This window comes from Pseudomonas sp. 1D4 (assembly GCF_001728925.1).
Classification (GTDB): domain Bacteria; phylum Pseudomonadota; class Gammaproteobacteria; order Pseudomonadales; family Pseudomonadaceae; genus Metapseudomonas; species Metapseudomonas otitidis.
Genome location: NZ_LXJQ01000084.1, coordinates 1 through 12366, shown reverse-complemented (window position 1 = coordinate 12366; position 12366 = coordinate 1). Strand labels below are relative to the sequence as shown.

Annotated in this window: 8 protein-coding genes; 5 read left to right on the top strand and 3 right to left on the bottom strand. The window is 72.5% G+C overall.

Annotated features, from left to right (window positions below; all coding sequences use genetic code 11):
* Window positions 1–94 precede the first annotated feature (94 nt).
* Window positions 95–1507 (bottom strand): PLP-dependent aminotransferase family protein, encoded by a 1413-nt coding sequence (locus tag A7D27_RS25925; RefSeq protein WP_069566564.1) that lies wholly within the window; start codon window positions 1505–1507, stop codon window positions 95–97.
* A gap of 87 nt (window positions 1508–1594) precedes the next feature.
* Here A7D27_RS25925 and A7D27_RS25920 point away from each other — a divergent pair, with 87 nt between their 5' ends.
* From A7D27_RS25920 to A7D27_RS25910, 3 genes are read left to right on the top strand one after another with little or no spacing between them, the layout of a single operon-like run.
* A complete protein-coding gene (locus A7D27_RS25920) occupies window positions 1595–2038 on the top strand; it encodes a GNAT family N-acetyltransferase (RefSeq protein WP_069566563.1) in 444 nt (147 codons plus the stop codon).
* A gap of 18 nt (window positions 2039–2056) precedes the next feature.
* Window positions 2057–2671, top strand: a complete 615-nt coding sequence (locus tag A7D27_RS25915) for an FMN-dependent NADH-azoreductase (protein ID WP_069566562.1) — start codon at window positions 2057–2059, stop codon at window positions 2669–2671.
* Window positions 2668–3099, top strand: coding sequence for a carboxymuconolactone decarboxylase family protein (locus A7D27_RS25910; protein WP_069566561.1), 432 nt, complete (start codon window positions 2668–2670; stop codon window positions 3097–3099). Before A7D27_RS25915 ends, A7D27_RS25910 begins: the two co-directional genes overlap by 4 nt.
* Before the next feature lie 3 nt (window positions 3100–3102).
* Here A7D27_RS25910 and A7D27_RS25905 read toward each other — a convergent pair whose 3' ends face one another.
* Together A7D27_RS25905 and A7D27_RS25900 are read right to left on the bottom strand one after the other, a co-directional pair.
* On the bottom strand, window positions 3103–3558 hold the full coding sequence (locus A7D27_RS25905; RefSeq protein ID WP_044411196.1) for a DUF2214 family protein: 456 nt from the start codon (window positions 3556–3558) through the stop codon (window positions 3103–3105).
* Window positions 3559–3569: 11 nt separating this feature from the next.
* On the bottom strand, window positions 3570–4949 hold the full coding sequence (locus tag A7D27_RS25900) for an MATE family efflux transporter (RefSeq protein ID WP_069566560.1): 1380 nt from the start codon (window positions 4947–4949) through the stop codon (window positions 3570–3572).
* Between the two features lie 210 nt (window positions 4950–5159).
* Here A7D27_RS25900 and A7D27_RS25895 point away from each other — a divergent pair, with 210 nt between their 5' ends.
* Together A7D27_RS25895 and pbpC are read left to right on the top strand one after the other, a co-directional pair.
* On the top strand, window positions 5160–10076 hold the full coding sequence (locus A7D27_RS25895; RefSeq protein ID WP_069566559.1) for an alpha-2-macroglobulin: 4917 nt from the start codon (window positions 5160–5162) through the stop codon (window positions 10074–10076).
* Between the two features lie 137 nt (window positions 10077–10213).
* Window positions 10214–12366: peptidoglycan glycosyltransferase PbpC (gene pbpC, locus A7D27_RS25890; RefSeq protein ID WP_371914837.1), on the top strand; the 2153-nt coding region annotated here is incomplete at its 3' end.

The following is a 12366-nucleotide window of genomic DNA, read 5'->3' as shown; positions in this document are numbered from 1 at the left end:
GGGCCTTGGCGCCATCCGGTGAGCGCCGATCCACCGTTCGGCACGGGCTTCCAGACAGAAGCGGTGGGCTGAAGCCCACCCTACGTTTGGGTGTTTACCCGGTCGCTTCGACGGCGGCCCGCAACCGCTGGGCCAGGTGCCGGGCCTCGTCGGGGGTGGCGATGTTGGTGAAGCCCAGCGCCAGCCCCGGTGCGCCCCGGCTCTCCAGGCGCCAGCGCGACAGTGGCACCACCGCCAGCCCCGCCTGGCGGGCGCGCTGGGCGATGGCGGTGTCGTCCTCGCCGTCTGCCAGGTAGGCCAGCAGGTGCATGCCGCCGGCCTGCTGGTCGATCCGCAGGCCCTCGCCAAACGCGGCCAGCAGCGCCTCCCGCGTGTGGGCGCGGCGCTCGGCATAGAGGCTGCGCATGCGCTTGAGGTGGCGGGCGAAATGCCCCTGCTCGATGAAGTCCGCCAGGGCCGCCTGCATCAGCTCCGGGCAGCCGCTGGGGAACAGCCGCGCACTGTGGCCGAAGGCCTCCACCTGCGCCGCCGGCACCACCAGGTAGGCCATGCGCAGGCCGGGGTAGAGCACCTTGCTCAGGGTCCCGGCGTAGAGCACCCGGCCGGCCTCGTCCAGGCTCTTCAGCGCCGGCAGCGGGCGGCCGTGGTAGCGGTACTCGCTGTCGTAGTCGTCCTCGATGATCCAGGCCTCGGCCCGGCGCGCCCAGTCCAGCAGGGCCAGGCGGCGGGGCAGGGACAGCGCCACCCCGGTGGGGCTCTGGTGGGTCGGGGTGACCAGGGCGAAGCGCGCATCGGCGGCCCGCCGGCAACCGGCCTCCACCACCAGCCCCTCGCCGTCCACCGGCACCGGCACGCAGTCCAGCGGCAGCGCCGCGAGCATCTCGCGGGCGTGGTGATAGCCCGGGTCCTCCAGCCAGATGCGGTCCCCCGGGCGCATCAGCGTGCGCTGCACCAGCGCCAGGCTGGCGAGGTGGCCGGTGGTGATGAACACCTGCTCGGGCGCGCAGCGAATCCCCCGGGACACCCCCAGGTACGCCGCCAGGTTTTCCCGCAGCGGGCGGTGGCCCACCGGGTCGGGCGTCATCATCGCCGGGCCGGCCAGGGCCCGCAGGTGGCGTTGCACCAGGCGCGTCCACAGCTTGCGGGGGAAGGCGTCCAGGGCCGGCAGGCCGAGCTGGAACGGCGTCAGCCGGGGCGCCTCGGCTGGCGCCGCCATGGGGGTCGGCTCCGGCGTGGCCGGGCGCTCCGGCAGGCTGCCGCCCAGGCGCGGCGACACCCGCGTGCCGGCCGGGCCATGGGCCTCCGCATAGCCCTCGCCGATCAGCATCTGGTACGCCGCCTCCACCGTGCCCCGCGCCAGGTTCAGCTCGCTGGCCAGGGCCCGCAGCGAGGGCAGCCGCGCCCCTGGCGCCAGGCGACCCTGCTCGATGGCCTCGCGCAGGCGTTGGTAGAGCTGCAGGAACAGCGGCGTGTCGAGGGTGCGGTCCAGCGACGGGCGGGTGGTCATGGCCTGGTCATTTCCTCGAATCTTGGCTCTGTAGGCTGGGACATGGGCGCCCTAGAGTAGCGCCCAACCACCCAGCGGACAGCCCCCATGAGCGACGCCCCCCTGCAGTTGCACCACCTCGAAGCGGACGAACCCGCCCTGCGCGCGGCCTTCGGCCTGATGCACCAGTTGCGCCCGCGCCTGACCGACGCCGAGGCCTTCGTCCAGCGCATCGCCCGGCAGCGTCAGCAGGGCTACCGGCTGCTGGCCGCCAGCCAGGACGGCCGCCTGCTCGGGCTGGCCGGCTACCGCACCCAGGACAACCTGATCCACGACCGCTTCGTCTACGTCGACGACCTGGTCACCGCCGAAGGCGCCCGCAGCCAGGGCGTCGGCGCCGCGCTGCTGGCGGAGGTGGAGCGGCTGGCGCGCGCCGACGGGTGCGCCAAGCTGGTGCTGGACACCGCCCTGGCCAACGCCCTCGCCCAGCGTTTCTACTTCCGCCAGGGCCTGCTCGCCACCGGCCTGCACTTCAGCCGTTTTCTCACCTGACCCGGAGGACCCCATCCCATGCCCCGAACCCTGCTCATCGACTGCAGCCCCAACGGCGAAGCCTCCCTCGGCGGCCGCCTGGCCCGCGAGATGGCCGCGCGCCTGCAACCGCGCAGCGACCTGCAACTGCGTGACCTGGTGGCTGAACCGCTGCCGCCGCTGACCGGCGACTATGCCCGCGCCCTCATGACCCGCGCCGCCCAGGACGACCCCGCCTTCGCCGTATCGGAAACCCTGGTGTGTGAAGTGGAGGCCGCCGACCACCTGCTGATCGCCACCCCCATGCACAACTACATGGTGCCGGCCTGCCTCAAGCTCTGGCTCGACTACGTGGTGCGCATCCAGCGCACCTTCACCCTGCGCAACGGCACCAAGGACGGGCTGCTGGAAGACCGGCCCTGCTTCGTGGTCATCAGCTCCGGCGGCACCTACCTGGGCGCGCGGGCCAGCCAGGCCGACTTCCTCACCCCCTACCTGCGCCACATCCTCGGAGTGATCGGCCTGCACCACGTCGAATTCTTCCACCTCCAGGGGCTCGCCCAGGGCCCCGAAGCCGTCGCCCAGGCCGAGCAGCAGATCCGCGCCCGGCTGGACACCCACCCCTACTTCAACCCCATCGGAGCCCTCCCATGAGCGCACTCAGACTGCCGTACAGCGAACTGTCCCCCCGTGCCTACCAGGGCCTGCTCAGCGTCAAGAACGCCCTGCAGGACAGCCCCCTGGGCAAGCCCCTGATCGAACTGGTGTACCTGCGCATCTCGCAGATCAACGGCTGCGCCTTCTGCCTGGAGATGCACAGCCGCGCCCTGCGCGCCGGCGGCGAACAGCAGGCCCGCCTTGATGCCCTGGCCGGCTGGCGAGTGAGCGGGTTGTACAGCGAGCGCGAGCGTGCCGCGCTGGAATGGGCCGAGTCGCTGACCCGGCTGGAAGGCAGCGGCGCCCCCGACTCGTCCTACGAGCCGCTCAAGGCGCATTTCAGCGACACCGAGATCAGCGACCTCAGCTTCGCCTGCGCCCTGATGAACGCCTTCAACCGGCTGGCCGTGGGGATGCGCCAGTAAGGCTCAGCCGATCACCCCGAACCCCCGCGCCATCAGCGCGCCCAGCAGCGGCAGCACCAGCAGCAGGGTCAGCTCGGCGCGCAGGGTGATCACCAGCAGCTTGCCGGTGCGCGGCGACAGCACCGGCACCTGGCCGGCCTTGACGCTGTTGCGCCAGCCGAGGAACACCACCGTAGGGAAGGTGGAGAGCAGCGCCACCAGCACGAACAGCCCGACCTTGGCGTGGAACAGGCTGTTGTGCAGGTAGTAGGCGCTGCCCTTGCCGAACCACAGCACCCGCGCCAGCCCCGTGGCCAGCACCAGGCTGGCGGTGATGCCGTAGGCGATGTCGATGCGCATCAGACTGCGGGCCCGGTCCAGGTCCAGCGGCAGCTTGAACAGGCGGTGCTCCAGCACCAGCAGCGCGAACAGCAGGAAGATCGACAGGTAGTGCAGGTAGGCGGCAATCGCATCGGCCATTGCAGGCTCCTTCAGCGGGCAGGGGAGGGGGAAACGTTCGAGGGCACAGGCGCCCCGGCGAACCAGGCATCGCGCCGCTGCAGGCGCCAGGCCAGGCCCGCCAGGCTGAGGCCGCGCAGCGCCATGAAGCCCAGGAAGGCCAGCCACAGCCCGTGGTTGCCCAGGCCCGCCAGGGCCAGCCCCAGCGGCAGACTCAGCAGCACCGCCAGCAGCATCGCGTTGCGCATCTCGCGGGCGCGGGTGGCGCCGATGAACAGGCCGTCCAGCAGGTAGCTCCACACCGCCACCAGCGGCAGCAGCGCCAGGTAGGGCAGGTAGCGGTGGGCCACCGCGCGCACCTCGGCGATGTCGCTCTGCAGGTCGATGAACAGCCCGCCGCCGAGCAGGAAGAACAGCGCAAAGCCCAGGCTGGCGATCAGCGACCAGCCACCCGCCACCACCAGGGCCCGGCGCAGCTCCGCGCGGTTGCCGGCGCCGATGGCGTGGCCGCACAGAGCCTCCACCGCGTGGGCCAGGCCGTCCAGCGCATAGGCGGTCACCAGCAGGCCGTTGAGCAGCAGCGCGTTGGCCGCCACCGTGGCATCGCCCAGCCGCGCGCCCTGCACCGTGAGCAGGAAGAACACCAACTGCAGCGCCAGGGAACGGATGAAGATGTCGCGGTTCACCGCCAGCAGCGGCCGCCAACTGGCCCAGCGGCGCAAGGCACCCGCCACGATGCGCCCCGGGTGGCGCCGCAGCGCGCCCCGGGTCAGCGCCAGACCGATCAGTGCGCCGAACCACTCGGCCGTCACCGCCGCCTTGGCCGCGCCGGCCACGCCCCAGTCCAGCCCGAGCACGAACCACAGCGCCAGGGCGATGTTCGCCAGGTTGGTCCCCAGCAGGATCGCCAGCGGCGCCCGAGCGTTCTGGGTGCCGAGGAACCAGCCCACCAGCGCGTAGTTGGCCAGGGCCGCCGGCAGCCCCAGCAGGCGCAGGTGGAAGAATTCGCGGGTCAGTTGGTCCAGCTCCGCCGAGGGCGCCATCAGCCCCAGGGCCAGGTGGCCGAAGGGCAGGGCCAGCAGCCCCAGGCCCAGCGCCAGGACCCCGGCCAGCAGCAGGCCCTGCAGCAGCACCTGGCGCAGCGCACCGCCATCGGCCCGCCCGGCGGCCTGGGCGGCGAAGCCGGTGGTGCCCATGCGCAGGAAGCCGAGCACGCCGATCATCAGCGTGTAGAGCATGCTGCCCACCGCCACGGCGCCCAGTTGGTGTGCATGGGGCAGGTGGCCGACCACGGTGCTGTCCACCAGCGCCACCAGGGGCACGGAAACGTTGGAGAGGATCATCGGCGCGGCCAGTCCCCACACCCGTCGGTGGGTGGGGCGGTGCCGCCAGGCGTCGCGAATCGGGCTCATTCTCGGGCTCCGCAAGGGCAGCGCAGTATAGCGGCGCAAGCGCGTGAGGCGTCGACTGGAGGGCGCCTCCAGAAACTGCCTGCGTGGATTGAGAACAGACCCAAGCGGAACATGTACGTCGTCCAAAGCGTGAAGGCGGCGACTTTACTGGCATCACGGCTCGTCTATAGTTGCCGCGCGCGCAGCCGCGCGTCCCGCCCCGGAGTCACCATGTCGTCGTACAAAGGACTGTTACTGGCCCTCTCGCTGGGGCTGCTTGCCGCCTGCGATTCCTCCACCCCTGAACACACCGCCGAGAAGGCCGCCGCCGAACCCGCTGCCCAGGTCCAGGCGCCCCGCGCGCCGGTGGACACCGCTGCGCTGGCCAAGCGCTACGCCGGCCGCGAGCTGAAGGTGGTGGACATCTCCGAAGTCCAGCTCGACGGCGCCAGCGCCCTGTCGGTGAGCTTCTCCGTGCCGCTGGACCCGGAGCAGCCCTTCGCCGAACGCCTGCACCTGGTGGACAAGGCCAGCGGCAAGGTGGACGGCGCCTGGGAGCTGGACGACACCCTCATGGAGCTGCGCCTGCGCCACCTGCAGCCCAAGCGTGACCTGGAGCTGACCATCGACGCCGGCCTGCGCGGGGTGAACGACGCCCGCCTGGCCAGCGCCAGCGTCAGCCAGTTGCGCACCCGCGACCTGCAGCCCTCGGTGGGCTTTGCCAGCCGCGGCTCGCTGCTGCCCAGCCGTCTTGCCGAAGGCCTGCCGGTGATCGCCCTCAACGTCGACGCTGTGGACGTCGACTTCTTCCGCGTGCGCCCCGCCGAGCTGCCCAAGCTGCTCGCCCGCTGGGGCCGCCGCAGCCAGATGAGCTACTGGGACAGCGACGCCCTGCTGCGCACCGCCGACCTCGTCTACTCCGGGCGCTTCGACCTCAAGCCCGCGCCCAACACCCGCGAGAACCTGCTGCTGCCCATCGCCGGCATCGAGCCGCTGAAACCGGCCGGCGTGTACCTGGCGGTGATGCGCCGCGCTGGCCGCTACAGCTACAGCAACCCCGCCACGCTGTTCACCCTGAGCGACATCGGCCTTTCCGCACACCGCTTCGGCGGCCGCCTGGATGTCTTCGCCCAGGCCCTGGAGGGCGGCAAGCCCCAGGCCGAGGTGAACCTGCAACTGCTCGACTCCGAAGGTGCCGTGCTGGCCGAGGGCAAGACCGACGACAAGGGCCACCTGCGCCTGCCGCTGACCGACAAGGGCCGCGTGCTGGTGGGCCACCAGGGCGACCAGATCAGCCTGCTGCGCCTGGACACGCCGGCCCTGGACCTGTCCGAGTTCGACATCGCCGGGCCGGCCCAGCAACCGCTGCAGTTCTTCGTCTTCGGCCCGCGTGACCTCTACCGCCCCGGCGAGACCGTGCTGCTCAACGCGCTGCTGCGTGACCGCGACGGCCGCGCCCTGGCGCCCCAGCCGGTGAGCGTCGAAGTGCGCCGACCGGACGACCAGGTCAGCCAGAACTTCGTCTGGACCCCCGACGCCAACGGCCTCTACCAGCACCAACTGGCCCTTTCGGGGGACGCCCCCACCGGCCGCTGGCAATTGCTCATTGACCTCGGCAACGGCCACAAGCAGCTCTACGAATTCCAGGTGGAGGACTTCCTCCCCGAACGCATGGCCCTGGAGATCAAGGGCAGCGACACGCCCCTGGAACCCGGCGACGTCGCCCGCTTCCAGGTGCAGGGGCGCTACCTCTACGGCGCCCCGGCCGCCGGCAACCGCCTCACCGGCCAGCTCTACGTGCGGCCGCTGCGCGAAGCGGTGAAGGCACTGCCCGGCTACCAGTTCGGCTCCGTGACCGAAGAGGAGCTGAGCCAGGATGTGGAGCTGGACGAGGTCAAGCTCGACGAAGCCGGCAAGGGCGCCCTGGAGCTGGAAAGCCGCTGGGCCAGCGCCCGCTCGCCGCTGTCGCTGACCCTGCAGGCCAGCCTGCTGGAGTCCGGCGGACGCCCCGTCACCCGGCACCTGGAGCAGCCGGTGTGGCCCGCTGCACGCCTGCCCGGCCTGCGCGGCGTGTTCACCGACGACCAGGTGGACATGAACGGCATGGCCGAAGTGGAACTGCTGATCGCCGACCCCGAGGGCAACAAGCTGGCCGCCCAGGGCGTCAAGGTGCGCCTGGTGCGCGAGCGCCGCGACTACTACTGGAGCTACGACGACGACGGCGGCTGGAACTACCACTACAACGCGAAATTCCTCATCAGCGACGAACGCCTGGTGGACGTCGCCGCCAACGGCACCACCCGCGTCAGCTTCCCCGTGCAGTGGGGCCCCTACCGGGTCGAGGTGGAAGACCCGCAGACCGGGATGGTCAGCAGCCTGCGCTTCTGGGCCGGCTACCGCTGGCAGGACAACACCGAAGGCGGCGCCGTGCGCCCCGACCAGGTCAAGCTGGTGCTGGACAAGCCCGCCTACAGCGGAGGCGACGTGGCGCGCATCAGCGTCACCCCGCCGGCGGCCGGCAGCGGCTACCTGCTGGTGGAATCCGCCGACGGCCTGTTGTGGTGGCAGAACATCGACGTGCCCGCCGAAGGCCGCACCTTCGAGGTCCCGGTGAGCAGCGTATGGACCCGCCATGACCTGTACGTCAGCGCGCTGGTGGTGCGCCCTGGCGAGCGCAAGGAGCGGGTCACCCCCAAGCGCGCCGTCGGCCTGCTGCACCTGCCCCTGGAGCGCGCCCCGCGCAAGCTGGCACTGACCCTGCGCGCCGCCGAGAAGATGCGCCCCAACCAGCCCCTGGCCGTGCACCTGCAAGCGAAGAACGCTGACGGCACCCCGGCGCGCCAGGCCCATGTGCTGGTGGCGGCGGTGGACGCCGGCATCCTCAGCATCACCGACTACGCCACCCCCGACCCCTTCGCCGCGCTGTTCGGCCGCAAGGCCTACGGCGCTGACCAGTTGGACGTGTACGGCCAACTGATCGAAGCCGGCCAGGGGCGCCTCGCCTCCCTGGCCTTCGGCGGTGACGCCGGCCTCGCCGCCGGTGGCAAGCGTCCGCCGAGCAAGGTGCGCCTGGTGGCCCTGCAGAGCGTGCCGGTGACCCTCGACGAGCAGGGGGAGGGCGACGTCAGCCTGGACATCCCCGACTTCAACGGCGAGCTGCGGCTGATGGCCCAGGTGTGGACCGACGAACGCTACGGCATGGCCGAAGGCAAGACCGTGGTGGCCGCGCCGCTGGTGGCCGAACTGGCCGCCCCGCGCTTCCTCGCCGGCGGTGACGAGACCAGCGTCGCCCTCGACCTGACCAACCTCTCCGGCCAGCCCCAGGCCCTGGACGTGAAGCTGGAGGCCGACGGCCTGCTGCGCCTCGCCGAGGCCCCCGCCGGGCAGACCACCCCGCTGCAACTGGCCGACGGCCAGCGCACCACCCTGCGGGTACCGGTGCGCGCCCTCAGTGGCTTCGGCCAGGGCAGCATCCGCGTCACGGTCAACGGCCTGGCCCTGCCCGGCGAGGCCCTGGCACCGCTGACCCGTGACTGGACCCTGGGCATCCGCCCGGCCTGGCCGGCGCAGACCCGCAGCTTCCGCGCGGTGCTCAAGGGCGACAGCTGGAGCCTGCCCGCCGGCACCCTGGCGGCCTTCGAGACCATCGGCCGCGAGGCCCGGCTGTCGGTGTCCGCGCGCCCGCCGCTGAACATCGCCGAGCACATCCGCGCCCTGCGCGCCTACCCCTATGGCTGCGCCGAGCAGACCACCAGCGGGCTCTACGCCTCGCTCTACCTCGACGCCGCCACCCGCCAGCGCCTGGGCCTGGAGGACGAGCCCGACGAGCAGCGGCGCAAGGCCATCGCCATCGGCATCGGGCGCCTGCTGGGCATGCAGCGCTTCAACGGCAGCTTCGGCCTGTGGAGCAACGAGAGCGACGAGGAACCCTGGCTGACCGCCTACGTCACCGACTTCCTCCAGCGCGCCCGCGAGCAGGGCTTCGACGTGCCCGCCGCCGCCCTCGCCAAGGCCAACGAGCGCCTGCTGCGCTACCTGCAGGACCGCAACCAGGTCGACGTGAACTACACCGACAACAGCGACTACAGCCGCTTCGCCGTGCAGGCCTACGCCGGCTACGTGCTGGCCCGCACCCAGCAGGCGCCCCTCGGTGCCCTGCGCAGCCTGTTCGAGCGGCGTGCCGACTCGCGCTCGGGCCTGGCCCTGGTGCAACTGGCCGTGGCCCTCAAGGCCATGGGCGACCAGCCCCGCGCCGACCAGGCGCTGGAGGCCGGGCTGGCGGCCCAGGCCGTGCGTGGCGACGGCTGGTACGCCGACTACGGCAGCACCCTGCGGGACGAGGCGCTGATCCTCGCCCTGCTGGAGGAAAGCGGCCTGGCGCCGGATCAGGTCGAAGCACGGCTGTTCCCGCTGTCGGATCGCCTGGCCGGCCGTGACTGGCTGTCGACCCAGGAGCGCAACGCGCTGTTCCTCGCCGGCCGCCACCTGATCGGCAAGCCTGAGCCGGACTGGCAGGCCAGCCTGGACATCGCCGGTCAGGCCCGCACCCTGGACCGCGACCACGCCAACCTGCGCCTCGACGAGCAGGCCCTGGCCGAACCGCTGACCCTCACCAGCCGCAGCCCGGCGCCGCTGTACCAGCGCCTGACCCTGTCCGGCTACCCGACGGAGGCACCGAAGGCGGGCGGCGAGAACCTCTCGATCCAGCGCGACTACCTGGGCCTGGACGGCAAGCCCGTGGACATCCGCGACCTGCGCAGCGGCCAACTGGTGCTGGTGCACCTCAGCGTGCAGGCCCGCGAGCGCACCCCCGACGCCCTGGTGGTGGACCTGCTGCCCGCCGGCCTGGAGCCGGAGAACCAGAACCTGGCCCACAGCGCCGCCAGCCTGCAGGACGCCAGCCAGGAAGTGCGCGGCCTGCAGGAGTCCATGCAGGGGGCGGCCATCAAGCACCAGGAGTTCCGCGACGACCGCTACGTGGCCGCCGTGGACGTCAGCGGCTACGACATCACGCACCTGCTCTACCTGGCACGCGCCGTGACCCCCGGCACCTACCGCGTGCCGCCACCCCAGGTGGAGTCCATGTACCGGCCGCATTGGCAGGCCCTGGGCGATGCGCCGGAGGTGATGGTGATCCACGACCGCTGATGGCCTCGCCCCCGGTCTTGGCGATGCCCTGAAGGCCGGCCCCACCCCCTTGCGGTGGCGGGGCCGGCCGTTGTCCGATGCTGCCTGGAGTGCCGTTCGTGTCGTTGCTTTCCACCTGCCACCGTGGCGCCCGCCGCCTGGCGCGGCGCCGCTGGATCAGCGTGCCGCTCCTGCTGCTGGCGCTGTTGTGGCTGGCCGACCGCCTGTTCCCGCTGCCACTTCCGGTCGACGACCGCGCACGGGTGGTGCTGGCCGAGGACGGCACCCCGCTGTGGCGCTTCGCCGATGCCGACGGCGTGTGGCGCTACCCGGTGACCCCGGAACAGGTCTCGCCCTATTACCTGGAGGCGTTGCTCACCTACGAGGACCGCTGGTTCTACCGCCACCCCGGGGTCAACCCGCTGGCCCTGGGGCGCGCCGCCTGGCAGAACCTCAGCGGCGGTCGGGTGCTCTCCGGCGGCAGCACCCTGTCGATGCAGGTGGCGCGGCTGCTCGACCCCCACCCGCGGACCTTCACCGGCAAGCTGCGCCAGTTGTGGCGCACCTTGCAGTTGGAATGGCACCTGTCCAAGGCGCAGATCCTCACCCTCTACCTGGACCGCGCACCCTTCGGCGGCACCCTGCAGGGCGTCGCGGCGGCCAGTTGGGCCTACCTCGGCAAACCGCCCTCGCAACTGACCCGCGCCGAGGCCGCCTTGCTCGCGGTGCTGCCCCAGGCCCCCAGCCGCTTGCGCCCGGACCGCCACCCCGAGCGCGCCACCGCCGCGCGGGACAAGGTGCTCAAGCGCCTCGCCGAGTACGGCGTGTGGCCCCAGGCGGTGGTGGACGAAACCCTGCAGGAGCCGGTGCTGCTGGCGCCGCGCCAGGAGCCGAACCTGGCGCCGCTGCTGGCGCGGCGGCTGAACCGGCCGGGCAGCCCGCCGCTGATCCGCACCACCGTCGACGCCGCCCTGCAGCGGCGGCTGGAAAGCCTGCTGCTGGGCTGGCGGGCGAAGCTGCCGGAGCGCACCTCGGCGGCGATCCTGGTGGTGGAGCACCCGAGCATGGCGGTGCGCGCCTACCTGGGGTCCGTGGAGCTGGACGACGCCCGCCGCTTCGGCCACGTCGACATGGTCACCTCGCTGCGTTCCCCCGGCTCCACCCTCAAGCCCTTCCTCTATGGCCTGGCCCTGGACGCCGGGCTGATCCATTCCGAATCGCTGTTGCAGGACGTGCCGCGCCGCTACGGCGACTACCGCCCCGGCAACTTCTCCACCGGTTTCAGCGGGCCGGTGGCGGCCAGCGAGGCCCTGGCCACCTCCCTCAACCTGCCGGCCGTGCAATTGCTGGAGGCCTACGGGCCGAAGCGCTTCGCCGGTGAGCTGCGCAGCGCCGGCCTGCCGCTGGTGCTGCCGGCCGGCGCCGAGCCGAACCTGGCGCTGGTGCTGGGCGGTGCCGGAGCGCGGCTGGAGGACCTGGTGGGCGCCTACGCCGCACTGGCCCGCGAGGGCCGTGCCGCTGCACCGCGCTTGCAGCCGGACGAGGGACTGCGCGAGCGGCGCCTGCTGTCCCCCGGAGCGGCGTGGATCGTGCGGCGCATCCTCGCCGGCCAGTCCCGCCCGGACCTGGACCCCCAGGCCCCGGCGCCGCTGGGCCCGCTGCTGGCGCTGAAGACCGGCACCAGCTACGGCTTCCGCGATGCCTGGGCCATGGGCGTGGGGCCGCGCTACCTGGTGGGCGTGTGGATCGGCCGCCCCGACGGCACCCCGGTGCCGGGCCAGTTCGGCCTGGCCTCGGCGGCGCCGCTGCTGATGCAGGTGCACGATGTGCTGCTCAACCGCGACGCCCAGCGCGGCGTGCTGCCCCCGGCGGACACACGCCCGGACTCGGTGGGCATCGCGGCGATCTGCTGGCCCCTCGGCCAGCCCCTGGACCGGGACGACCCCAACTGCCGCCGGCCGCGCCTGGCCTGGACCCTCGACGGCACCACCCCGCCGACCCTGCTGGCGGCCGACCAGCCGCTGGGCCTGGGCCTGCGCCAGACCTGGTGGGTGGACGCCCAGGGCCGGCGCACCGCGCCGGGCTGCCCCGGCACCCAGCCCCGCGAGGTGGCGCTGTGGCCCGCCCCGCTGGAGCCCTGGCTGCCCCGGCGCGAACGCCTGGCCGGGCGCCTGCCGCCGCCCTCGCCAACGTGCCCGCCGGTGTTGCTGCCCGGCGCCGCGCCGCTGTCCATCGTCGGCCTGCGCGCAGGCGAGCAGGTGCGCCGCCCGGCGGCCAGTGTGGGACCACGCGCTGTGGTTCCCCCGCGACC